At 63.6% G+C, this 24,015-nt stretch carries 22 protein-coding genes; 7 read left to right on the top strand and 15 right to left on the bottom strand.

The window, feature by feature from the left end; all coding sequences use genetic code 11:
- The first annotated feature begins 13 nt into the window (after window positions 1–13).
- Window positions 14–535, top strand: coding sequence for a CsiV family protein (locus PJW05_RS11440; RefSeq protein ID WP_271411814.1), 522 nt, complete (start codon window positions 14–16; stop codon window positions 533–535).
- 6 nt (window positions 536–541) lie between these two features.
- A complete protein-coding gene (locus PJW05_RS11435) occupies window positions 542–3,172 on the top strand; it encodes a DEAD/DEAH box helicase (protein WP_271411813.1) in 2,631 nt (876 codons plus the stop codon).
- A gap of 54 nt (window positions 3,173–3,226) precedes the next feature.
- Here the strand turns inward: PJW05_RS11435 and PJW05_RS11430 are convergent, their stop codons facing one another.
- Genes PJW05_RS11430 through PJW05_RS11415 form a run of 4 tightly spaced genes read right to left on the bottom strand, consistent with a single transcriptional unit; the run spans window position 3,227 to window position 6,258 of the window.
- Complete coding sequence (locus PJW05_RS11430; RefSeq protein ID WP_271411812.1) at window positions 3,227–3,964, bottom strand: S-methyl-5'-thioinosine phosphorylase; 738 nt, start codon at window positions 3,962–3,964, stop codon at window positions 3,227–3,229.
- A 9-nt stretch (window positions 3,965–3,973) separates the two neighbouring features.
- A complete protein-coding gene (nagZ, locus tag PJW05_RS11425; RefSeq protein WP_271411811.1) occupies window positions 3,974–4,972 on the bottom strand; it encodes a beta-N-acetylhexosaminidase in 999 nt (332 codons plus the stop codon).
- 9 nt (window positions 4,973–4,981) lie between these two features.
- Complete coding sequence (locus PJW05_RS11420) at window positions 4,982–5,506, bottom strand: L,D-transpeptidase (RefSeq protein WP_271411810.1); 525 nt, start codon at window positions 5,504–5,506, stop codon at window positions 4,982–4,984.
- 44 nt (window positions 5,507–5,550) lie between these two features.
- The gene (locus PJW05_RS11415; protein ID WP_271411809.1) at window positions 5,551–6,258 is read right to left on the bottom strand and encodes a TetR/AcrR family transcriptional regulator; all 708 of its coding nucleotides are present in this window, start codon (window positions 6,256–6,258) and stop codon (window positions 5,551–5,553) included.
- A gap of 232 nt (window positions 6,259–6,490) precedes the next feature.
- Here PJW05_RS11415 and lexA point away from each other — a divergent pair, with 232 nt between their 5' ends.
- Window positions 6,491–7,102, top strand: coding sequence for a transcriptional repressor LexA (gene lexA, locus PJW05_RS11410; protein ID WP_271411808.1), 612 nt, complete (start codon window positions 6,491–6,493; stop codon window positions 7,100–7,102).
- 10 nt (window positions 7,103–7,112) lie between these two features.
- The gene (gene sulA, locus PJW05_RS11405) at window positions 7,113–7,586 is read left to right on the top strand and encodes an SOS-induced cell division inhibitor SulA (protein ID WP_271411807.1); all 474 of its coding nucleotides are present in this window, start codon (window positions 7,113–7,115) and stop codon (window positions 7,584–7,586) included.
- An 80-nt stretch (window positions 7,587–7,666) separates the two neighbouring features.
- Here sulA and PJW05_RS11400 read toward each other — a convergent pair whose 3' ends face one another.
- From PJW05_RS11400 to fadB, 6 genes are all read right to left on the bottom strand, one after another.
- Window positions 7,667–7,900, bottom strand: a complete 234-nt coding sequence (locus PJW05_RS11400; protein WP_271411806.1) for a hypothetical protein — start codon at window positions 7,898–7,900, stop codon at window positions 7,667–7,669.
- Between the two features lie 71 nt (window positions 7,901–7,971).
- Window positions 7,972–8,490 carry a DUF6586 family protein gene (locus tag PJW05_RS11395; protein WP_271411805.1) on the bottom strand — a complete coding sequence of 173 codons (519 nt, stop codon included), beginning with the start codon at window positions 8,488–8,490 and terminating at the stop codon, window positions 7,972–7,974.
- 66 nt (window positions 8,491–8,556) lie between these two features.
- The gene (gene topA, locus PJW05_RS11390) at window positions 8,557–11,163 is read right to left on the bottom strand and encodes a type I DNA topoisomerase (protein ID WP_271411804.1); all 2,607 of its coding nucleotides are present in this window, start codon (window positions 11,161–11,163) and stop codon (window positions 8,557–8,559) included.
- A 117-nt stretch (window positions 11,164–11,280) separates the two neighbouring features.
- Window positions 11,281–11,517, bottom strand: a complete 237-nt coding sequence (locus PJW05_RS11385; RefSeq protein WP_271411803.1) for a DUF1653 domain-containing protein — start codon at window positions 11,515–11,517, stop codon at window positions 11,281–11,283.
- 161 nt (window positions 11,518–11,678) lie between these two features.
- Window positions 11,679–12,854, bottom strand: coding sequence for an acetyl-CoA C-acyltransferase FadA (gene fadA / locus PJW05_RS11380; protein WP_271411802.1), 1,176 nt, complete (start codon window positions 12,852–12,854; stop codon window positions 11,679–11,681).
- 19 nt (window positions 12,855–12,873) lie between these two features.
- On the bottom strand, window positions 12,874–15,021 hold the full coding sequence (fadB, locus tag PJW05_RS11375; RefSeq protein WP_271411801.1) for a fatty acid oxidation complex subunit alpha FadB: 2,148 nt from the start codon (window positions 15,019–15,021) through the stop codon (window positions 12,874–12,876).
- 471 nt (window positions 15,022–15,492) lie between these two features.
- Here fadB and PJW05_RS11370 point away from each other — a divergent pair, with 471 nt between their 5' ends.
- Window positions 15,493–16,299 (top strand): hypothetical protein, encoded by an 807-nt coding sequence (locus PJW05_RS11370; protein WP_271411800.1) that lies wholly within the window; start codon window positions 15,493–15,495, stop codon window positions 16,297–16,299.
- Between the two features lie 39 nt (window positions 16,300–16,338).
- Here PJW05_RS11370 and PJW05_RS11365 read toward each other — a convergent pair whose 3' ends face one another.
- Window positions 16,339–16,773, bottom strand: coding sequence for a hypothetical protein (locus tag PJW05_RS11365; protein ID WP_271411799.1), 435 nt, complete (start codon window positions 16,771–16,773; stop codon window positions 16,339–16,341).
- Window positions 16,774–16,859: 86 nt separating this feature from the next.
- On the opposite strand from PJW05_RS11365, the gene PJW05_RS11360 reads away from it, so the two are divergent.
- Entirely contained in the window at window positions 16,860–17,300 is a 441-nt protein-coding gene (locus PJW05_RS11360) for a universal stress protein (RefSeq protein ID WP_271411798.1), read from the top strand.
- A gap of 25 nt (window positions 17,301–17,325) precedes the next feature.
- Here the strand turns inward: PJW05_RS11360 and PJW05_RS11355 are convergent, their stop codons facing one another.
- Both PJW05_RS11355 and PJW05_RS11350 read right to left on the bottom strand, forming a co-directional pair.
- The gene (locus tag PJW05_RS11355) at window positions 17,326–18,012 is read right to left on the bottom strand and encodes a DUF6901 family protein (protein ID WP_271411797.1); all 687 of its coding nucleotides are present in this window, start codon (window positions 18,010–18,012) and stop codon (window positions 17,326–17,328) included.
- Window positions 18,013–18,032: 20 nt separating this feature from the next.
- Entirely contained in the window at window positions 18,033–19,946 is a 1,914-nt protein-coding gene (locus PJW05_RS11350; protein WP_271411796.1) for an ATP-binding cassette domain-containing protein, read from the bottom strand.
- Window positions 19,947–20,130: 184 nt separating this feature from the next.
- Here PJW05_RS11350 and PJW05_RS11345 point away from each other — a divergent pair, with 184 nt between their 5' ends.
- A complete protein-coding gene (locus PJW05_RS11345; protein WP_271411795.1) occupies window positions 20,131–22,065 on the top strand; it encodes a transglycosylase SLT domain-containing protein in 1,935 nt (644 codons plus the stop codon).
- 49 nt (window positions 22,066–22,114) lie between these two features.
- Here the strand turns inward: PJW05_RS11345 and PJW05_RS11340 are convergent, their stop codons facing one another.
- Together PJW05_RS11340 and PJW05_RS11335 are read right to left on the bottom strand one after the other, a co-directional pair.
- A complete protein-coding gene (locus PJW05_RS11340; RefSeq protein WP_271411794.1) occupies window positions 22,115–22,918 on the bottom strand; it encodes an MOSC domain-containing protein in 804 nt (267 codons plus the stop codon).
- 68 nt (window positions 22,919–22,986) lie between these two features.
- Entirely contained in the window at window positions 22,987–23,913 is a 927-nt protein-coding gene (locus PJW05_RS11335) for a chemotaxis protein CheV (RefSeq protein ID WP_271411793.1), read from the bottom strand.
- Between the last annotated feature and the right edge of the window lie 102 nt (window positions 23,914–24,015).

The raw sequence follows: 24,015 nt of genomic DNA, 5'->3' as shown, positions 1-24,015 counted from the left end.
TAAGGACCCACCCATGCGTGCCATTCGTAACTTCGCCCTGCTGCTCGCCCTGCTGGCCCCGGCCGCCTTCGCAGACGGACTCTATTCGGTGGAAATGATCATCTTCCGCCAGGCTGGCGACCCCATCCCTTCCAGCCAACCGGCGCCGGACGACTGGGCTGCGGGCAGCCAATCCATTGCCGGCAGCGAACGCGCCACCGCACTGGACGGCGAAGCCGCCAAGCTCAACCCCAACGCTGGCTATGAAGTGCTGCTGCACAAGGCCTGGTCGCAGAACCTCTCCGCCATCCCCAACAAGGTCGCGGTGAGCATCGGCGAACCGCAGCTCGGACATTTTCCGGTGGAAGGCACCCTGGCGCTCACCCTCGATCGCAGCGTCGACGCCGAGGCCGACTTCTGGATCAACCAGTTCGATGGCAGCGGCCTGATCAGCAGCAGCGAGCGCCTGCGCCAGGGCACCCGCCTGAAGAACGGCGAACTCACTTACCTCGACCACGGCAACCTGGGCATCCTGATCCGTATCAGCCCCCTCTAAGGCCCCATGAGCGTTCTGCTGGAACAGCTGAGGCAGATGGACTGGCGCCTGGACTTCGACCCAGACGCACTCGCGCGCGGCCTCAAGTACGCCACGGAAGATCGCATTCGCCTACTCAGCCTGAGCGACAAGGCCGTCGAAACCAGCTGCGAAGGCTCTGAAGGCCATTTCTACACGCAGCGCATTCGACTCGCGCCTGGAGGCCTGGGCGTGGTCGGAAACTGCAGCTGCCCGGTGAGCTACAACTGCAAGCACTGCGTCGCCGCAATCAGCGTCCTCCTGACACGCCCCGCGGAAGGCTGGCAGCTCCCACCTCCACCCAGCGAACGCCTGGTGGACGATCTGCTGCCCGTGCCGCGCCTGATTTTCGGCAGCCACGCCCAGAGCCAGTACGACCTGCGCAGCGGGCGCATGGTCGGCAGCCAGCAGCACCGCGCCGGCCTTCTGTTCGACTACGGCGGCGCCCATACCCACGGCAAGCCGATGCGCCCGGAGCGACTGCAGCATCGCGCCAACGGCGAGCGACTTTCCATCGCCCGCCAGCCGAAGGCCGAGCAGGCCTGGCGCGACAGCCTGCGCCAACTGGGTTTCAGGGAGGCCCTGCGGCAGAGCCTGGCGCTGCCGGCCAACAGCGCCGAAATGTTCGAGCTACCCAGCGACGAACACTGGCTCCAGTTCATGCGCGAACACCTGCCGGCATTGCGTGAACAGGGTTGGCAGATCGATATTCGCCCCGGCTTCCAGTTCGACCTGAGCCAGGTCGAAGGCTGGTACGCCGAAGTGGACGAAGCGCCTGGCCGAGAATGGTTCGACCTGGAGCTGGGCATCGTCGTCGAAGGCCAGCGCATCAGCCTGCTTCCGGTATTGCTGCGACTGATCCAGCGCACCCCCGAGCTGCTCGATCCGCAACACCTGCAACGGCGCAAGGACGACGAGCAGTTGCGCCTGCAGCTGGATGCCACCCGCGCCACGGATGGCCGCCCCCTTCAGGTGATGCTGCCCTTCTCCCGCCTCAAACCGGTGCTGACCACCCTGGGCGAGCTCTACCAGCGCGACCAGGACCCGAGCCAGAGCCTGCGCCTGAGCCGTCCCGACGCGGCGCGCCTGATCCAACTCGAAGGCCTGGACCTGCACTGGCAGGGCGGCGACGAACTGCGTGAATTGGCGCGCAAGCTGCGCGACAGCGACAAGCTCGTCATCACCCCACCCCAAAGCCTGAACGCGGACCTGCGCCACTATCAACTGGAAGGCGTGGCCTGGCTGCAGACTCTGCGGGAAGTCGGGGCCGGCGGCATCCTCGGCGACGACATGGGCCTGGGCAAGACGCTGCAGACCCTGACCCACCTGCTCATCGAAAAGGAAGCCGGCCGCCTGGATCGCCCCGCCCTGGTGGTGATGCCCACCAGCCTGATCCCCAACTGGCTCGACGAAGCCGCCCGCTTCGCGCCGGGGCTGCGCGTACTCGCCCTGCACGGCCCCGGGCGGAAAAAGGCCTTCGAGCGCATGGGCGAGTACGACCTGCTGCTGACCACCTATGCCCTGCTGCCCCGGGACCTGGAGCACTTCGCGGAAACGTCGCTGCACCTGCTGATCCTCGACGAGGCGCAGTACATCAAGAACCCCACCAGCAAGGCGGCCCAGGCGGCGCGCCAGCTGGACGCGAGGCAGCGCCTGTGCCTCACCGGCACGCCGCTGGAGAACCACCTTGGCGAGCTCTGGTCGCTGTTTCATTTCCTCATGCCCGGCTGGCTGGGCGACAACCAGAGCTTCGTGCGCAACTACCGCACACCGATCGAGAAGCACGGCGACACCACGCGCCTGGCTCACCTCAACGCCCGCCTGAAGCCTTTCCTGCTGCGCCGCAGCAAGGAAGCGGTGGCCACCGAACTGCCAGCCAAGAGCGAAATCACCCAATGGGTCGAACTCAGCGATCGCCAGCGCGACCTCTACGAGACGGTGCGCCTGGCCATGGATCACAAGGTACGCGAGGAGATCGACCGCAAGGGCCTGGCGCGCAGTCAGATCGTGATCCTCGAAGCACTACTGAAACTGCGCCAGGTATGTTGCGACACTCGGCTGATCGAAGACGGCAGCGGCCGCTCACGGGGAAGCAGCTCAGGCAAGCTGGACAGCCTGATGGAAATGCTCGAGGAACTCATCGCAGAAGGCCGCAAGGTGCTGCTGTTTTCGCAATTCACCAGCATGCTGACACTGATCGAGGACGAATTGCGCAAGCGCGCCATCGGCTATGTCCAGATCACCGGCGATACCCGCGACCGTCGCACGCCGGTGCAACGCTTCCAGAACGGCGAGGTACCGCTTTTCCTCATCAGCCTGAAAGCCGGCGGCACCGGCCTGAACCTGACCGCCGCGGACACCGTGATCCACTACGACCCCTGGTGGAACCCCGCGGTGGAGCGCCAGGCCACCGACCGCGCCTATCGCATCGGTCAGGACAAGCCCGTGTTCGTCTACAGAATGATTTCGCGCGGAACGGTGGAGGAGAAAATCCAGCAATTGCAAGCGCAGAAGGCCGCGCTGGCGCGGGGCATTCTCGATGGCCAGGAAAAGGAAGGCTGGCGCTTGCAGGAGGACGACATCGACGCCCTCTTCGCGCCCCTGCCGCGATTCGCCTGACACGCGCCGCTGGCAGGTAACGAGGCGTTCCACCTGCCAGCGGCGCGAGTCGCTTCAGCCCTTCATCAGATGAGCCAGGACATTGCGCACCTTGCCGATGCCCTCAGCCAATGCAGCCTCAATCTCGTCCATGGTGATGATGCCTTCGGATTTGCCGGCCGCCGGGTTGACCACCAGCGACAGACAGGCATATGGCAGGCCCAGCTCACGCGCCAAGGCTGCCTCCGGCATGCCGGTCATGCCAACGATGTCGCAGCCATCGCGCTCCAGACGGACGATCTCCGCCACGGTTTCCAGGCGCGGCCCCTGGGTGCAGCCGTAGACGCCGAAATCGCTGTGCGGATAGTCGCAGGCGTTCAAGGCCGCCAGTAGCTTGCTGCGCAGCGCTTCGTCATAAGGATGACTGAAATCGATATGGGTAACGTGGTCCAGCCCCCCTTCGAAGAAGGTACCGGCGCGCCCGTGGGTGTAGTCGATCACCTGATGCGGTACCACCAGGTGGCCGCTGCCCATGGCTGGATGGATGCCTCCCACGGCATTCACCGCGATCACCGCCTGAGCACCAGCGTGCTTGAGGGCCCAGAGGTTGGCACGGTAGTTCACCTGATGTGGCGCGATCCGGTGGGGGTGGCCGTGGCGGGCCAGGAACAGCACATCGTGCCCAGCGTATTCGCCGTGGACGATGCCGGCCGACGGCGCGCCGTAGGGCGTCTCAGGGTTGAGCAGGGCTTTCATGCTCAGGCCATCGAGCTGGGTCAGGCCTGTACCACCAATGATGGCGTAGACGGTCATTTCGGTTCCTCAATCGATCAACTGGGCTTCGCGCAGGGCTGCAACGGCCTGCAGCCAGCGGGGATCCTGGCGGTACTCAGTACCGGGGAAGGCGCGCCGGCGCATCCTCGCCAGGCTGGCCGGGGGCTTGGCGCCCAGGCGCTGCAGACGCGCGAGAGCCAGCTCGGCGGCGGCGCGGTCGTTACACACCAATCCCATGTCGCAACCGGCGCTCAGTGCCGCCTCGATACGTTCGGCGGCATCGCCAACGACATGGGCGCCGGCCATGGACAGGTCATCACTGAAGATGACACCGGAGAATTTCAATTCGCCGCGCAGGATATCCTGCAGCCAACGGCGGGAGAACCCGGCCGGCTGATTGTCCACCTGCGGGTATATCACGTGGGCCGGCATCATACCGTCCAGCTCGGAAGCCAGACGCGCGAAGGGCACCAGGTCGCTCAGGCGGATCTGCTCCAGACTGCGCTCGTCGGTGGGAATCGCCACATGGGAATCGGCCTCCGCCCAACCATGGCCAGGGAAGTGCTTGCCGGTGGCAGCCATGCCCGCCTGGCGCAGGCCACGAATGAAGGCACCGGCCAGGCGCGCTGCGCGCTCCGGGTCGCCCTCGAAGGCGCGACTACCGACCACCGCGCTGCGCTGGTGGTCGAGGTCCAGCACCGGGGCGAAGCTGATATCCAGCCCCACGGCCAGCACTTCGGTCGCCATCAACCAGCCGCACTGCTCGGCCAGTTGCTCGGCATTGTCGTTGTCCGCCAGCGCTCGCATCGCCGGCAGCCGCAGGAACCCCTGGCGCAGGCGCTGTACGCGACCACCTTCCTGGTCGACGGCAAGAATCAGGTCCGGACGAACGGCACGGATGGATGAGCAGAGCTCGCGCACCTGACGCGGGCTCTCGATATTGCGGGCGAAGATGATCAAGCCGGCAACTTCCGGCTGACGGAGGATCTGCCGATCCTCGGCGGTCAGCCAGGTGCCACCGATATCCAGCATCAGGGAACCTTGCATGAAAAATCCTTAAGAGAGGGATGCCATCGCCCAAGCCGGGCAAGGCGCTTCGTCGATGCGCACCGCACAGTGGACGGGCACGCGCTCGAAGAGTTCCAGCACATCGGTATTGCGCAGACGAATGCACCCATGGGAACGGGGTACGCCCATGGGCTCGGTGTCCGGCGTGCCGTGCAAGTAGATGTAGCGACGGAAGCTGTCGACCGCCCCAAGGCGATTGCGGCCGGGTTCGCAGCCGCTCAGCCAGAGGATGCGACTGAGGATCCAGTCGCGCCCCGGGAAGCGCTCGTGCAACTCGGGATCCCAGACTTCACCAGTCCAGCGCCGGCCACGCAGTACCGCCCCTAGGGGCAGGCCGTCACCAATTCGCGCACGAACCTGATGCAGCCCACGGGGCGTGCAATTGGAACCATTGGTTTCGCCGGGACCGTTCAGGGCGGTGGAAACCGGCATGCGCAGCACCAGACGCCCTTCGGCGAACCCGTAGAGCTGTTGGTCGGCAATGGAAATATGCAGCAGATCGAGGTTTTGCATGGGCCGCAAGCTTAGCCGATCGGCTCGCCCGAGCCCATATGGTTTTAAGCCTTGGCTGGTGCCACCGGGGCCTTGCTGCGAGGTTTCAGCACCGCAGCGGCCAGCGTCTCGTCGGTGACGCCGGTTTCAGCGCGCATACCGGCCGCCAGGAAAGGCACCATCAGGCGCATCACCTGCTCGATGGAGGTGTTCACGCCGAAATCATTCTCCGCCATGGCGCGCAGCGCCTTGATGCCCGACATGCTGAAAGCCGCCGCGCCGAGCATGAAATGTACGCGCCAAAACAGCTCCAGAGGCGGCACCTTGGGCGCCGACTCGTTGACCAGCAGCATATAACGACGGAAAACCTTGCCGTAAACCTCTTCCAGGTACTTGCGCAAGTGGCCCTGGCTCTGACTGAATGCAAGTCCGAGCAGACGCATGAAGATCGACAGGTCATTGCCGCTACGCGGTTTTACCGCCAGGGCCTGCTCGACGAGCATTTCCAGCAGTTCTTCGAGGCTGGCCTTGCTCTCGGCCTTGGCTTGGCGACGGTCCAGTTCGCGCTCCAGGCTCTGGCAGAACGGACCGAGAAAGCGCGAGAACACGGCCTGGATCAGCGCCTTCTTCGAGCCGAAGTGATAGTTCACCGCAGCCAGGTTGACTCCTGCCTTGCTGGTGATCAGGCGCAACGAGGTCTCGGCGAAGCCTTTTTCCGCGAACAGCTGTTCCGCAGCATCCAGAATGCGTTCAACGGTTTCCGACTGGGCCATGGCTCCTCCGCCTGACAAACACTTGTTTGAAACATACGTTTCAGCCGGTCAGCTTGTCAAGCCGTACACGCCACCATCCGACGCAACGGTCACCCTCCCAGCCGCCCGATCACGGGAAGCCTCACCTGCTCATAACCCTTCCCGCTTTCCAACCATTCCAGAAAACAAGCATTGCCAAGACTGGATCACTGTATATAATCCCAGTCACTGTATATAAAAACAGAGCGCCGCCATGCTGAAACTGACGCCCCGCCAAGCCGAGATTCTCGCATTCATCAAGCGCTGCCTTGAAGACAACGGGTTTCCTCCGACCCGGGCAGAAATTGCCCAGGAACTTGGCTTCAAGTCGCCCAACGCCGCCGAAGAGCACCTCAAGGCCCTGGCTCGCAAGGGCGCCATCGAAATGACGCCCGGCGCCTCCCGTGGCATCCGCATTCCCGGTTTCGAACCCGGGAACAATGAAGACGACGGCCTGCCGGTGATTGGCCGGGTCGCCGCCGGCGCGCCCATTCTCGCCCAGCAGAACATCGAAGAATCCTGCCGAATAAACCCCGACTTCTTCCACCCCCGCGCCGACTACCTGCTGCGCGTTCGCGGCATGTCCATGAAGGACATCGGTATCTACGATGGCGACCTGCTCGCCGTGCACAGTACCCGCGAGGCCCGCAATGGCCAAGTGGTAGTAGCTCGCCTGGGCGATGAAGTCACCGTCAAGCGCTTCAAGCGCGAGGGCGACAAGGTCTGGCTGATTGCCGAGAACCCCGAGTTCGCCCCCATTGAGGTGAGCTTGGAAAAGCAGGACCTGGTGATAGAAGGTTTGAGTGTCGGCGTGATCCGCCGTTAAAGGAGGCTTTATGCAGTTCCCGCAGTCGCTTGGCCGGTCACAGCTCCCCCTGTTCCACGACGCCATCCTGGCCAATCCCGTAGTGCCGATGCTGACCGATGTCGTGGAAGAACCCGGCCCAGAGGAACCGGAAGCCTTCAGCGAGCTCTCGCTGCGCGGTGCCACCAGCCACTGCCGGAACTTGCTGGCCTCGGTGCTGCGGGAACTGAGCGAAGAACAGGATGCCCGCTGGCTGACTTTGATTGGCGCCCCTGCAGGCCTGACCCGCGACTGGCTGCGCGAATCCGGCCTCAACCGCGAGCGCATCCTGCTCCTGCAACCGCGCGGCGAGCAGAGCGCACTGGAACTCGCATGCGAAGCGTTGCGCCTGGGCCGCAGTCATACGGTGGTCAGTTGGCTGCAACTGGGACAAAAAGCCAAACGCCAACTGGCACAAGCCGCACGCCAGGGCAGCGCCCAGAGCCTGAACATTCAACTGGGCTGAAAAGCAACGGCCCCAGGTGAACACCCAGGGCCGATGACATCAGACGGTAACCGAATCAACGGAAGATTCGGCTCCACACTTCAATGCAGAACGCGTGGTCCGTCGTGATGATCCATATCGCCCTCGGCCAGTCGACCGGCCATCTGCACGCCGACATTCAGCATGGCCTTGGCGACTTCCAGGTGATGCCCCTGGAGAAAGGCTTTGGCATCGGAGGAGAAGTCCAGCGTCACCAACGCCTCCTCGTCATCAGCCCGACGCAGGATAATGCGCCCGTCGGGTAGCTCGACAATTTCCAGAAAGGACGTAGGCATAGGCTTATCTCTCCACGAAAGGCGGCCATTGTACCAGCCAGCCGCCAGCACGCCCTAGTCCGTCGATCAAATCAGCATTCGCTGAGGGTTTCGCGGAAGCGCAAGGCCAGGGATTTCAGATTCTGCCGCCAGGACTCCAGGACCTCCCGCGACAACGGCTCCACCTCCTCTTCCACGCTGACGGCGGTGATCAGCGGCAAGGTCGGATCGACCTTGGCCTGCTTCGGCGCCTGGGGCGGCATGAACAAGGCACCGTATGCAGCCAGCAGCTCGGCCAGCCAGGTCTCCCCCTGCTGTGCCAGCTCGACCAACTCGGCCAGCTCCGGACTCGGTGCCGCCGCCAGCACCTCAGGTGTCAGCAACAACTCGACGCGTGGTGCGCTCGCCTCGGGAAGGCGGTAGTAACCGGCGATCTCATGGCACAGACCGAGCAGCGCACCATAAAGATGGAACAGCGACGCCTCGCGCTCGGATTGCGCCAGCGCCTGGGCATTCATCGCCCTGCCCTCTTCCGCCTTGCGCCAGGACTCCAGTGACAGGCCGGCGAAGAAGAGTTTCTGGTTGGTGCGGGTATACAGCTCATGGGCCATGACGGCGCCCTCCACAAGTGACTCCGGCAGTATATGCGCGCCCGCGGTGGGGCGCGCTGCAGTCGGTCAGCGCTTGTCCTCGACCTTCCACTTGCCGCCGTCGTAGAAGGCGCGCCAACCAGTGGGCTTGCCGTCGACCTCGGTCTGCACGTACTGCTCCTTGGTCTTGCGGCTGAAGCGGATCACAGCCGGACGCCCTTCGGGGTCCTTCTTCGGGGCATCGAGCAGGTAGTGGTATTTGGCATCCAGCTCATCCTTGTGTGGAATCAGTTCCTGCACCAGCGGCGCGCGGGTCTCGCGGTTCTTCGGGAACTGGCTGGCGGCCAGGAACAGGCCGGAAGCGCCATCGCGCAATACATAGATATCATCGACCTTCTCGCACTTCAGCTCGGGCATGCGAATCGGGTCGATCTTCGGCGGCGCCGCCTCGCCACTCTTCAGCAGCTTGCGGGTGTTCTTGCAGCTGGCGTTGGTACAGCCGAAGAACTTGCCGAAGCGGCCCGTCTTGAGCTGCATCTCGCTCCCGCACTTGTCGCATTCCAGGCTCGGACCTTCGTAGCCTTTGATGCGGTATTGGCCCTGCTCGATTTCGTAGCCGGAACAATCCGGGTTGTTGCCGCAAATGTGCAGCTTGCGGGTTTCGTCCAGCAGGTAAGCATCCATTGCGGTGGCGCAGATGGGGCAGCGGTGTTTGCTGCGTAACACGCGGGACTCGGACTCTCCCTCGTCATCGGCAGCGATCTCGTCACCCGGCACCAGATTGATGGTGGCCTTGCATCGCTCTTTCGGTGGCAGGCTATAGCCCGAGCACCCGAGAAACACGCCGGTGGACGCGGTACGGATCATCATCGGACGAGCGCATTCGCGGCAGGGGATATCAGTCAGGGTCGGCTGGTTGGCACGCATACCCTTGTCGGCACCCTCAGCCAGCTCCAGCTTCTTTCTGAAGTCACCGTAGAACTCATCCAGCAGGTGTTTCCAGTCCCGCTCACCCTGGGCGACATCGTCCAGGTGCTCTTCCATGCCGGCGGTGAAGCCGTAGTCCATCAGGTTGGCGAAGCTCTCATTCAGACGTTCGGTGACGATGTCGCCCATCTTCTCCGCATAGAAACGGCGGTTGTGCACCGTAACGTAGCCACGCTCCTGAATGGTGGAAATGATCGCCGCGTAGGTGGATGGGCGACCGATGCCGCGCTTTTCCAGCTCCTTGACCAGACTGGCCTCGGAATAACGAGCCGGCGGCTTGGTGAAGTGCTGGCTGGGGTCGAGCTTGAGCAGCTTGAGCAGTTCACCTTCGCGCATTTCCGGCAGCACGTCGTCTTCGCCCGGCCTGGTCTGCTGCGGCAGAACACGGGTGTAGCCATCGAACTTGAGGATGCGGCCCTTGGCGCGCAGCTCGAATGCGCCCGCGTTGACACTGACGCTGGTGGACAGGTATTCGGCCGGCGGCATCTGGCAGGCCACGAACTGGCGCCAGATCAGGTCGTACAGGCGCTCAGCATCACGCTCCATGCCGGACAGTTGGTTTGGGCGCAGGTTGACGTCGGACGGGCGAATCGCCTCGTGAGCCTCCTGAGCACCTTCCTTGCTGGAATAGACATTGGGCTTGGACGGCAGGTACTTCTGGCCAAACTCGCCCTCGATGAAGCCGCGCACCATGGAAATGGCGTCGGCCGAGAGGTTGGTCGAGTCGGTACGCATATAAGTGATGTAGCCGGCCTCGTAGAGACGCTGAGCCATCATCATGGTCTTCTTCACCCCGAAGCCCAGGCGATTGCTCGCGGCCTGCTGCAGGGTAGAGGTAATGAAGGGCGCGGACGGACGGCTGGATGTCGGCTTATCCTCGCGCTTGGCCACTGTGTAGCTGGAAGCCTTGAGCTTTTCCAGGGCTGCCATGGCCTGGGCTTCGTTCAGCGGCTTGAAGGCTTCGCCGTTCTCGCGAGCCACCTCGAAACGCACCTTGGCGTCCTTGGCCGTTCCCAGGTCGGCATGCACTTCCCAATATTCTTCCGGCACGAAGGCTCGGATCTCGCGCTCGCGCTCCACCACCAATTTGACCGCCACGGACTGTACACGCCCGGCGGACAGGCCACGGGCGATCTTCTGCCACAGCAGCGGCGAAACCATGTAGCCCACCACACGGTCGAGGAAACGACGGGCCTGCTGAGCGTTGACGCGGTTGATATCGAGGTCGCCGGGCTGGGAGAAGGCTTCCTGGATGGCCTTCTTGGTAATTTCGTTGAACACCACACGCTTGTAACGGCTGTCATCACCCCCGATGGATTCCCGCAGGTGCCAGGCGATGGCCTCCCCTTCGCGGTCCAAGTCGGTTGCGAGATAGATGGTGTCGGCATCCTTGGCCAGGCGGCGCAGTTCCTCGATCACCTTTTCCTTGCCGGGCAGAATCTCGTACTTGGCCTTCCAGCCATGCTCGGGATCGACGCCCATGCGCGCGATCAACTGACGCTTGGCCTTTTCCTTGGCGGACAGCGCCGGAGCCTCGGCAGCGGTCTTGCCCCGCTTGGCCGGCTCCTTGGCGGCACTGGCGGAACCGCTGGTGGGGAGGTCACGGATATGGCCGATGCTCGACTTCACCACGTACTGGCTGCCCAGGTACTTGTTGATGGTCTTGGCCTTGGCCGGGGATTCCACGATGACCAGCGATTTGCCCATTGATCGGTCTGTTCCTGATTGAAAAATGTAAAAGGCGGGAGCCGCCTGTCGCGGCACCGCTATATATAGTGGCCAACGCGACGCGGTCAAGCGCGCCCCTGGCCGGTTCCACACCCCTCAGGGGCGTGGGAAGGGGTCAGGCTCGGCGCTCACCAGAGCGAAGCGCGCGATCTGCTCACCATCCACCTGAACCGTTTCGGTGAACATGCTGAGCGGCCGCACCCACAGGCCGTATTCGCCGTAGAGGGCCTGGTAGACCACCAGCGCCTCTTCCGTTTCGGAATGCCGGGCAACACCGATGACCCGGTATTGCTGCCCCTTGTAGTGACGATAGAGACCCGGTTGCAGGCTCATGGTTGCCTCACAGTGATGAATGCAGGCCATCCCGCAAAAGTTGCGCATGGTGCCGTGTGATTCGGCTCGAAGCCAGCCCTTGGACGAAAATTCCTGCGACCCTCCTCCACATGAAAGCAAAAACCGGGGCACAAGGCCCCGGTTTCTCGTCCCGCTCGCGCTTACACGCGCTCGAAGACGGTGGTGATGCCCTGGCCGAGGCCCACGCACATGGTGGACACACCCAGGGTACCGCCGTTCTGCTTCATCACGTTCAGCAGGGTGCCGGAGATACGGGCACCGGAGCAGCCGAACGGGTGACCCAGAGCGATGGCGCCACCGTGAAGGTTGACCTTCTGCTCCATCTTGTCGAGGAGTTTGAGGTCCTTCAGCACCGGCAGGGCCTGGGCGGCAAAGGCTTCGTTGAGCTCGACGAAGTCGATGTCGTCGATGGTCAGGCCAGCACGCTGCAGCGCCTTCTTGGTGGACGGCACCGGACCATAGCCCATGATTGCCGGGTCAACGCCGGCGACCGCCATGGCACGCACCACGGCCATCGGCTGGATGCCGAGGTCCTGGGCCCGCTGGGCGCTCATCACGATCATGCAGGAAGCGCCGTCGGTGATCTGCGAGGAAGTACCCGCGGTCACGGTGCCGCCTTTGGGGTTGAATGCCGGCTTCAGGGAAGCCAGGCCTTCCAGGGTGGTTTCCGGACGAATGGTTTCGTCGAAGTCGAACACCTTCAGGAAACCGTTCTCGTCGTAGCCCTGCATCGGGATGATTTCATCCTTGAACTTGCCTTCGACGGTGGCCTTGTGCGCCAACTGGTGCGAACGCACGCCGAACTGGTCCTGGGCCTCACGGCTGATGCCATGCATCTTGCCGAGCATTTCGGCGGTCAGGCCCATCATGCCGGACGCCTTGGCGGCGTACAGGGACAGGTGCGGGTTCGGATCCACGCCATGCATCATGCCGACGTGGCCCATGTGCTCCACGCCACCGACCACGAATACGTCGCCGTTGCCGGTCTGGATGGCCTGCACGGCGGTGTGCAGGGCACTCATGGAGGAACCACACAGGCGGCTGACGGTCTGGCCGGCACTGGTGTGAGGGATCTGGGTCATCAGCGAGGCCATGCGCGCGATGTTCCACCCCTGTTCCAGGGTCTGGTTCACGCAGCCCCAGATCACATCTTCGACTTCCGCCGGATCGACCTTGGTGTTGCGCTCCAGCAGCTTGCTGATCAGGTGCGCCGACATGTCCTCGGCGCGGGTGTTGCGGTGCATGCCACCCTTGGAGCGACCCATCGGGGTGCGGCCGAAGTCGACAATGACTGCATCTCTAGGATTCAGGCTCATATTCTTCACTCTCGCTCAATTAGCCGAAAAACTTCTGGCCGTTCTTGGCCATTTCGCGAAGCTTGGCGGTCGGGTGGTACAGCGCGCCCTGGTCGGCGTACTTGTCGGCAATAGCCACGAACTCGGCCACACCGACGCTATCGATGTAGCGCAGCGCACCACCGCGGAAGGGCGGGAAGCCAATGCCGTAGATCAGGCCCATGTCGGCCTCGGCAGCGGACGAGACAATGCCGTCTTCCAGGCAGCGCACGGTTTCCAGGCACAGCGGGATCATCATGAAGTTGATGATGTCCTCGTCGGTCAGCTCACGCTGCTCCTTGACGATGGGCTTCAGCACTTCGTAGGCGACCGGATCGGATACCTTCTTCGGCTTGCCGCGCTTGTCGGTCTCGTAGGCGTAGAAGCCCTTGCCGTTCTTCTGACCCAGGCGGTTGGCCTCGTACATCACGTCGACGGCGGTCTTGCCTTCCACGGCCATGCGATCCGGGAAGCCTTCGGCCATCACGTCACGGCCGTGGTGGCCGGTGTCGATACCGACCACGTCGGACAGGTAGGCCGGTCCCATGGGCCAGCCGAACTTCTCCATGATCTTGTCGATACGGACAAAGTCCACGCCGAATTCCAGCAGCTTGGCGAAGCCACCGAAGTACGGGAACAGCACGCGGTTGACCAGGAAGCCGGGGCAGTCGTTTACCACGATGGGGTTCTTGCCCATCTTCTTGGCGTAGGCAACGGTGGTGGCCACGGCCACTTCGCTGGACTTCTCGCCACGGATCACTTCCACCAGCGGCATCATGTGCACGGGGTTGAAGAAGTGCATGCCGACGAAATTCTCCGGACGCTTCAGGGCCTGGGCCAGGTAGCTGATGGAGATCGTGGAGGTGTTGGAGGCGATGATGGCGTCTTCGCGAACGTGTCCTTCCACTTCGGCCAGCACGGCGTGCTTGACCTTCGGGTTCTCGACGACGGCTTCGACCACGATATCGACGTTGACGAAATCGCCGTAGGACATAGTCGGGCGGATCGCATTCAGGGCTTCAGCCATCTTCTCAGGCTTCATGCGACCTTTCTCGACGCGCTTTCCAAGCAGTTTCGAAGCTTCCTTCAGCCCCATCTGGATACCCTCTTCACGGATATCCTTCATCAGGATCGGAGTGCCCTTGGAGGCGGACTGATAGGCGATGCCGCCCCCCATGATGCCGGCGCCGAGCACGGCGGCCAGTTTCACGTCGCGGGCGATTTCGTCGTGCTGCTTGGCTTTCTTCTTCAGCTCCTGGTCATTCAGGAACAAACCGATCAGGCTGGTAGCGACCGAAGTCTTGGCCAGCTTCACGAATCCGGCGGCCTCGACTTCCAGCGCCTTGTCGCGGCCAAAGTTGGCAGCCTTCTGGATGGTCTTGATGGCCTCTACCGGAGCCGGGTAGTTCGGACCGGCCTGGCCGGCGACGAAGCCCTTGGCGGTTTCGAAGGCCATCATCTGCTCGATGGCGTTGAGTTTGAGCTTTTCCAGCTTGGGCTGACGCTTGGCCTTGAAGTCCAGCTCGCCGGAGATGGCGCGCTTGACCAGGTCCAGAGCACCGGCCTGCAGCAGCTCGGGAGCGACCACGGCGTCGACGGCGCCGACTTTCAGGGCGTCCTCGGCACGGTTTTCCTTGCCCGAAGCAATCCACTCGATGGCGTTGTCGGTACCGATGATGCGCGGAAGACGCACGGTACCGCCGAAGCCCGGGTAGATGCCCAGCTTGACTTCCGGCAGACCGACCTTGGCCGTGCTGCTCATCACGCGGTAATCGGCAGCCAGGCACATTTCCAGGCCGCCGCCCAGGGCGATGCCGTTGATAGCGACAACGGTGGGAACTTCGAGGTCTTCGAAAGCGCTGAAGATCTTGTTGGCTTCGAGGTTGCCGGCCACCAGCTCTTCGTCGGGCAGTTTGAAGTTATCGACGAATTCGGTGATGTCGGCGCCGACGATGAAGACGTCCTTGCCGCTGCTCACGACCACACCCTTGACCGAAGCGTCGGCCTTGATGGCTGCGACTGCATCACGCAGTTCGTTCAGGGTGAGACGGTTGAACTTGTTGACGGACTCACCCTTGAGGTCGAATTTCAGTTCGACGATACCGCCCTCAAGAGCCTTAACCGTGATGGCTTTACCTTCGTAAATCATCAACTGATCTCCACGGTTTGGGAAACTGGACTGTACGCATCGGAGCCAACCGGCGGACCCGCCTCCGGCGCTGCCGGAGCATAGTCCCGATCGGTCCGGCACACCCGCCGACGCGATATTCGGGCTGCATCGGAGTCGCCTGACAAGACAAACGCTCGATTCATACGCCCGTTTGATTTGGGTGAGCGGAGATTCACGGAAAAGTCCGCGCTTGTCAATCGCGCAGCGTGACCGGTCGGCCACGAAAGAACCGCTCTGGAGCCGGCCTCGCCAGGGTTGAGGCGGAAAACGCGGGCGAAGATTCACGCGAATGATCGCAACCCATCACGATTGCCGGTGATCAGCGGGAAACTCTCCGGAAGGTCACTGGCAAATTGCCGGCTCCACGAGTACATTCGTGCCACTCGGACCGTCAGGATTCGAGCGCCAGAACAACAACAATCGAGGCCAATGGCCCACGGAGAAGCACAAATGACGAGCCGCCTGCTTGCCATTCTGCTGGCTACCCTGCTTACCCTTCCCGCCGTCGGTTCCGCCCCCGCCCCACAGACGGACAGCCTTCTCAAGCTCCACCAGATGCGCCTGGCCGCCCAGCGCAGCCTGAGCGACTTCTATATGTACAACGGCATGGAAGGCGACCAGCGCTATGCGCGCCTGATCGACGAATCGGTGCAGAAAGCGGATACCCGCCTGAAAGAGCTGGGCGAGATGCCCGGTGAGGCCTCGAAGGCCCTGCGCGCGCAGCTGGCGCAGGAATGGCAGGCCTACAACAGCGAACTGATCGGCCTGGTCACCGCCCTCAAGCAGCAGGGTTATACCGACCTGCAGCCGGTGGCCGACCTGACCGCACGCAATAAGCGCCTGATGGATCTCTCCAACGAGCTGTACACCCGGATCCAGCAGGAGAGCTCAACCCAGGTGCCGCCCCTCACCCAGCGCAGCCGCGATCAAAGCCTGCTGATGCAGGCCATCGCGGTGGACTATGCCTCCCGTAGCGCGTCCATCGGCGGCAGCTTCATCGGTGGCAACGGCGGCAAGGCCATCGACGAACTGGCCGGCGAGTTCGCCAGCCGGTTGGCCAGCCTGGAGCAGGCCCCGCAGAACACGCCGGAAATCCGCCAGGCACTGGACGACATCGGCACCAAATGGCGCTACATCGAGAAATCGCTGAAGAACTACAACGAGAACAGCGTGCCGTATCTCATCAACAAGTACTCGGACCGCATCATCGACGGGCTCGAAAACGTCTCCGCGCGCTACTCGGCAGCCCAGAGCTGAACCATTGGCATTCGGCGCGACACGCCCCCGGCGCAGCCCTCAGGCCAGCGCCTTCAGCGTGTCGGCGATGCGCTGCAGCTCTTCCGCCGAGCCGCGCTCTCCCCAACAGAGAGCGATCATCTGCGAGCTCGCTTCGACTTTGTAGACATCTCCAGGCAATGCCGCCAAATTCGCAAGCAGGGCGGGGTCGACGCACGGCTCACGCCACTGATTCAGCCAGATGCCCGGCTCGCTCTGCCAATAGCACCAGGCCTCGCGTCCACGCAGGCGCGGCCGGTAGTACTGGGCGCAGGCATGCGGCGGCTCCTGGACCAGCCAGTGCGGCCAATCCTGGCGCGACAGCTGCATGGCGAGTCCCATCCGCCGCGCCTGCAGGCGAATCTCCATGCGGCCCCGCTGTCCCTTCGACGGCAGCAGCCAGACCAGGGGGCTGAGCACCGCCAACAGGAGCAATAGAACGATCCAGAGGGTCATAAAGGTAATCCTGCGCGAAAGCCTGTGTTAAACGTTGCAGACAGCCATACTTGTGATCATGCGAAACCTTAAGGAGGAGTCTCCCCATGCCCTACCAGCACATTCTGGTCGCCGTCGACCTGACCGATGAATGCCATCCGGTGGTACGCCGTGCCCAGGAACTGGCCCAGGCCAGCCGTGCCAAGCTGTCGCTGGTGCACATAGTCGAACCCATGGCCATGGCCTTCGGCGGCGATGTCCCCATGGACCTGTCCATGCTCCAGCAACAGCAGTTCGAGCAGGCCCGCGAACGCCTGCAGTCGTTCGCCGGCATCTACGCCGAGCTGACCAGCGACCAGCGCCATCTGGCCTACGGCCAGCCACGCCAGGAAATCCACCGTCTCGCCGAAGAACAGGGGTGCGACCTGATCGTGGTCGGCAGCCATGGGCGCCACGGCCTCGCCCTGCTGCTCGGCTCCACCGCCAATGACGTCCTGCATGGCGCACCCTGCGACGTACTCGCGGTCCGCCTGAAGAAGCCTGAGTAGGTGAAATGCCCCGTGGGCGCGGGCTTCAATCGAAGCCTTCGCCCGCACTCATCACCTGCGGCCGGATCTTCTGCAACTGGGTCTCCAGCGAGTAGGTCATGCTCGACGCCATGGAGAAGAAGGTCAGGAACGCCTTGAGGTTGGAATCCCCTTCGCAGGTATCGTGGATACGCTGCCAGAACGCCTGATTCACCAACTGCAACTGCTGGAACAATCGCACCAGCCCCTTCAATTCCCAGTCCGCGTGGCGCCCTTCGCGGAAGTTGAAATACTGCCGCGCCAGGTAGAGCGATACCGCCCGCAGGATGAACTCCTGGTTGCTGGCGAATGGCAAATGCTGCTGCGCCATGGGCTTGAGCTTGCCCAGCACCGGGCAGGCGCTGGTGGCCATGATCACCCCCAGCAAAGCGCGCAACCCCTCCTCCAGCCCCACCACCTTGGCGTACTCGCGCTCCGGGGTCCGCACCCAGACCTGCGCCTTCTTGAAGGCTGGAAGCCCCTGGAAGTCCTCGATTACGCGGTGCAGGTCCACCGCTGCCGGACAATGGCTGTAGGCGTCGCGGCTGAGCGGGCAGTTACTGCACTGCTGGTGTTCCAGGCGCGTCCATTTCGGCGCAACGGCTGCGCGCGCCTGGTCGTATTCCCGATCCAGCTCGATGCGGTAGCTGAATTCGTGCAGGTCATCCAGGCTGATACGGTATTCAATGGCCATGGGCTCTCCGGCTCACTTCCTCAGCTGTCTTCCAGTTCCGCCCAGCGCTCGATCAGGCGGTCCAGCTCTTTCTGCAAGCCGTCCAGACGCTCCAGTACCGTGCGGGTCTGCTCCGGCGGACGCTGGTAGAACGTCGGATCGGAAATCTCCTCCTGCAGCGTCGCCTGCTCCGCTTCCAGGGTCTCGATCTGTCCCGGAATGGCCTCGAGCTCGCGCTGCAGCTTGTAACTCAGCTTTTTCTTCGGCGCCTCGGCGGGAGATGCCTTGGAGACAGGCGTCGGCTCCGCAACCCTGGGCGCTTCGGACTTGGCTTCTCGGCTGTCACCCACACCCAGCAGCCGCGGCGAACCGCCCTGGCGCAACCAGTCCTGGTAGCCGCCAACGTACTCGCGCACACGGCCCTTCCCCTCGAATACCAGGGTGCTGGTCACCACATTGTCGAGGAAGGCCCGGTCGTGGCTCACCATCAGCACGGTCCCGGGGAAATTCAGCAGGACTTCTTCAAGCAGTTCCAGGGTTTCCACGTCCAGGTCGTTGGTGGGTTCGTCCAGCACCAGCAGGTTGGCCGGCTTGCTGAACAGCTTGGCGAGCAACAGCCGTGCCCGCTCGCCACCGGACAGGGCTTTCACTGGGGTGCGGGCACGCTGGGGGCTGAACAGGAAGTCGCCCAGGTAGCTCAGCACGTGGCGATTCTGGCCATCGATGGTGATGAATTCGCGCCCTTCGGCAAGGTTGTCGATCACGGTCTTCTCCGGATCGAGCTGGTGACGCAACTGGTCGAAATACGCCACTTCGAGGCGCGTACCGACCTCGATGCTGCCGCCGGTGGGCTGCAGGTCGCCCAGTAGCAGTTTGAGCAGGGTGGTCTTGCCGGTGCCGTTGGCACCCAGCAGGCCGATGCGGTCGGAGCGTTGCAGCACCAGGTTGAAATCGCGAATCAGCGGATCGCCGCCTGGATGGGCGAAGCTGACGTTCTCCACCACCATGACCTGCTTGCCGGACTTCTCCGCCGCCTCCAGCTGGAAGCTCGCCTTGCCCTGGCGCTCACGGCGCTCGGAGCGCTCGCGGCGCATCTCCTTGAGCGCCCGCACCCGGCCTTCGTTGCGGGTACGGCGAGCCTTGATGCCCTGGCGAATCCACACTTCTTCCTGGGCCAGGCGCTTGTCGAACAGGGCGTTGGCCGCTTCTTCGGCCGCCAGTTGTTGCTCCTTGTGCACCAGGAAGCTGGCATAGTCGCCGTTCCAGTCGATCAGGTGGCCACGGTCCAGTTCGAGGATGCGGGTGGCCAGGTTCTGCAGGAAGGAACGGTCGTGGGTGATGAACAGGACCGCGCCGTTGAAGCCCAGCAACGCCTCTTCCAGCCAGGCGATGGCGCCGATGTCCAGGTGGTTGGTGGGTTCGTCCAGCAACAGCAGGTCGGGCTCGGCCACCAAGGCCTGGGCCAGCAGCACGCGGCGGCGCCAGCCACCGGAGAGTTCGGCCAAGGTCTTGTCCGCCGGCAGTTGCAGGCGGCTCAGGGTGCTTTCCACCAGTTGTTGCAGACGCCAGCCATCGCGGGCTTCCAGGTCCTGCTGGACACGGGTCAGCTTGGCCAGGTCGGCGTCGGACTGGATGTGCTGGCTGAGATGGTGATACTCGGCGAGCAACGCCCCTACTTCCGCCAGGCCCTCGGCCACCACATCGAACACACTGCGGTCGTCGGCGCGCGGCAGTTCCTGGGGCAACTCACCGATCTTCAGCGCCGGCGCACGCCAGATTTCGCCGTCGTCGGCGAACTGGTCGCCCTTCACCAGGCGCAGCAGGCTGGACTTGCCGGTGCCATTGCGGCCGATGATGCACACCCGCTCGCCGCGGGCGATCTGCCAGGACACCTTATCCAGCAGCGGCATGGCGCCGTAGGCGAGGGATACGTCGGTGAACTTGAGCAGTGTCATGGGGGGCCTCCGGAATCAGGGCGCGCATTCTACCCGACTTGCCGTACTGCCTCTCGGGCATTTTTTACCGCTGGTTTCGCCTGCTGGCGCCATGCTTTAACCGCCCCGGCCTTACGGCTAAGCTAGGCGCTATTCGATGCTCGATAGGGGGCATCCACAACGTTATATCTGCCTCGGAAGTCTCATGCGCGGTCGTCTGCTCAGCCTGTTTTCCTGCCTACTCCTTTCCACGCTCGGCCTGCAGGCCACCTCCGCGTCCGCGGCGTCCCTCACCCAGCAGCGCCTGATGTACGACGAGGCCAGGAAGGCCCTGGCCAAAGGCGACTCGGGCCCATACCAGCGCTACGCCAGCGCCCTGCGCGACTACCCGCTGGAACCCTACCTGGCCTACGACGAGCTGACCGCCCGTCTGAAATGGGCAAGCAACGAAGAGATCGAGAAATTCCTCGCTGAACACGGCGACCTGCCCCAGGCCGGCTGGATGAAGCTGCGCTGGTTGCGCTGGCTGGCCGAGCGTGGCGAATGGCAGACCTTCGCCAACCACTACGATCCCAAGCTCAATTTCACCGAACTGGACTGTCTGTTCGGCCAATACCAGCTCAAACACGGCATGAAGCAGGAAGGCTACGCCACCGCGAAGAAGCTCTGGCTGGTAGGCAAGTCGCAGCCCAACGCCTGCGATGTGCTGTTCGGCATGTGGAGCGCCAGCGGACAGCTCACCGAGGAATTGCGCTGGAAGCGTGCCAAGCTGGCGGCCGAAGCCCGCAATTATGGCCTGGCCAATCACCTGGTGAAGGGCGTACCGCGCCTGAGCACCCAGGGCAAGCTCATGGTGGAGGTGGCGCAGAAGCCACAACTGCTGAGCCAGACGGCACGCTTCGCCCCTGCCGACCGCCATATGGCCGACGCCGTGGGCCTCGGTCTGCGCCGCCTGGCCCGCCAGGACCCGGAGAAGGCCCTGAGCCTGCTGGATGTCTACGCGGCCCGCCTGCCGTTCTCCAAGGACGAGAAGGTGGCCATCGCCCGCGAAATCGGCCTGACCCTGGCCAAACGCTTCGATTCCCGTGCCCTCAAGGTCATGACCCAGTACGACCCCGAGTTGCGCGACAACACCGTCAGCGAATGGCGCGCCCGCCTGCTGCTGCGCATGGGCCGCTGGGACGATGCCTACCAATTGACCCGGCAGATGCCCGACGACCTGGCCAAGACCAACCGCTGGCGCTATTGGCAGGCCCGCAGCCTGCAACTGGCCCAGCCACAGAGCCAGCAGCCGATCCCGCTCTACCAGCCGGTGGCCCGCGAGCGTGATTTTTACGGTTTCATGGCGGCCGACCGCATCCAGGCGCCCTATCAGTTGAACAACAAGCCGCTGGCGCTGGACCCGAAGGTGATGCAGAAGGTGCGCAACACCGCTGGCATCCGCCGCGCCCTGGAATTCCACGACCGTGGCGAGATCGTCAACGGCCGTCGCGAGTGGTATCACGTCAGCCGCCTGTTCAACCGCGACGAACTGGTGGCCCAGGCGAAGATCGCCTACGACCTGCAGTGGTACTTCCCGGCCATCCGCACCATCAGCCAGGCCCAGTACTGGGATGACCTGGATATCCGCTTCCCCATGGCCCACCGCTCTGCGCTGACCCAGCAGGCGAAGGCGCGTGGACTGCATTCCAGCTGGGTGTTCGCCATCACCCGCCAGGAAAGCGCCTTCATGGCCGACGCCCGCTCCGGGGCCGGCGCCATGGGCCTGATGCAGTTGATGCCAACCACCGCCAAGGAAACCGCGCGCAAGTTCGGCATTCCGCTGGCCTCGCCGCGGCAGGCGTTCGATCCCAATGTCAACATCCAGCTGGGCGCCGCCTACCTGAGCCAGGTCCATGGCCAGTTCAACGGCAACCGCGTGCTCGCCTCCGCCGCCTACAACGCAGGCCCCGGCCGCGTGCGCCAATGGTTGCGCGGCGCCGACCACCTGTCCTACGACGTCTGGGTAGAGACCATTCCCTTCGACGAAACCCGCCAGTACGTGCAGAACGTGCTGTCCTACTCGGTGATCTACGGACACAAGCTGAACGCCCCGCAGCCTCTGGTGGACTGGCACGAGCGCTATTTCGACGATCAGTGACAGGAAAAAGGGCGCCATCTGGCGCCCTTTTTCATTGACCTGACCTGAACTACGCCAGCACCTCGACCGCCATCCCCTCCTCCAGCACCCCGGCGCCACGGTTGATCAGGTTCTGCCCGAAGTACACCTCGCCTTCGCGCTCCCGGTAGGTCTTGAGAGTCGTGAGCGGCTCGCGGTCAGCGCTGCGCTCGCCGGTGGCCGGGTCGATGGTGGTGAGGATGCAGCGGCTGCACCCCTTGGCCACGCTGAACTCGATACCGCCGATGCGGATACGTTTCCAGCGGTCCTCGGCATAGGCCCCGCCACCCTCCACCACCAGGTTCGGACGGAAGCGCAGCATCTCCAGCGGCCGCCCCACCCGCGCGCTCAGGTCATCCAGCGAAGCCTGTCCGATCAGCAGCAGCGGGAAGCCATCGGCGAACCCCACCTTCTCCTCCGGCAACAGACTACCGGGGATGTCCCGCGCGCGGTGGTCGGGCACATGCACCAGGCGGCAGGCCTTGCCGAGAAAGCCGCTGAGCCATTCCGCCGCTTCATCGCCGGCATCCGGCACGTGCATGGGAGCGCCCCAGACAAAGGCGCCGCGCAGATTGGCATCGGGATCGGGCAGCGGCACCTCGAGGGACGGCAACCCCTCGGCGCTCAGGGTCAGGCCGCCGGCCTGGTTCCAGCGCGCGGAAAGCTGTGACATGCGGGCGAACGCGCGCTGGGTCAGGAAGCGGCCGTTATCGGCATCCACCAGCATCCAGCGGCGGTCGCCGGCTAGCCCGAGGCCATCCAGCTCGGCGCGTTGCAGGCGCTCGCCGATGGCGGACTTCATGGGAAAACGGTAGAGGGACGAGAGACGCAGCATGGCCGGCTTCCTGAATGGCATTCGAGCGAAGCCACCCTTATACGCAGCCGCAGCCCCTCAGCTCAAGCTCATCGGTCCCGTTGCAGGCGATCCAGCACCACGTCCACCAGCTTGTCGGGCTGGAACTTGGAGAGGAAGTTGTCGCAGCCGACCTTCTTCACCATGGCGTCGTTGAAGCTGCCGGACAGCGACGTGTGCAGCACCACATAGAGGTCACGCAGGCGCGGGTCGTTGCGGATTTCGGTGGTCAGGCGATAGCCGTCCATCTCCGGCATTTCCGCGTCGGTGAAGACCATCAGCAGCTTCTCGGTCATGTTCTCGCCGCTGTCCGCCCAGGCCTTGAGCATCCTCAACGCCTTCAGCCCGTCGCTGGCCACGTGCATGCGCATGCCGAGCTGCGAAAGGGTTTCCCGCAACTGGGTCAGGGCGACGCTGGAGTCATCCACCAGAAGCACTTCGCGGCCCACCGCCATCTGCAGCAGCGGATTGTCCAGGCGATCCGCGGAAACCCGGGTGCTCATGGGCACGATTTCGGCCAACACCTTCTCGACGTCGATGATTTCGACGATCTGCTCTTCCACCTTGGTAATGGCCGTCAGGTAATGCTGCCGGCCGGCCCCGCCCGGAGGCGGCATGATGGACTCCCAATTGAGGTTGAGAATACGGTCCACCCCGCCGACCAGGAACGCCTGCACCGAGCGGTTGTATTCGGTGACGATGATGGTGCTGCGCTCATCCGGCACCAGCGGGCGCATACCGATGGCCTGGGACAGGTCGATCACCGGCAGGGTCTGGCCGCGCAGGTTGACCACGCCACACACCACCGGATGGCGCTGCGGGATCAGAGTCATCTTCGGCAGCTGCAGCACTTCCTGCACCTTGAACACGTTGATGGCGAAGAGCTGACGGCCGCTGAGGCGGAACATCAGGATTTCCAGCCGGTTTTCACCCACCAGCTGGGTGCGTTGATCGACGGTGTCGAGAATGCCGGCCATGGAACTTCCCCTGCAGCGGATTCGGTGATGGGCGGAACTGCCTGGGCAGGTTGTCGGCCGGGCGGCGGAAACCTGAAGCCATGGCAGTGCGCCATCATGCCC

The sequence above is a fragment of the Pseudomonas sp. Q1-7 genome (genome assembly GCF_028010285.1).
GTDB lineage: Bacteria > Pseudomonadota > Gammaproteobacteria > Pseudomonadales > Pseudomonadaceae > Metapseudomonas.
Note: the sequence above shows the minus strand (reverse complement) of the source record. Positions and strands in the feature narration are given on the sequence as shown.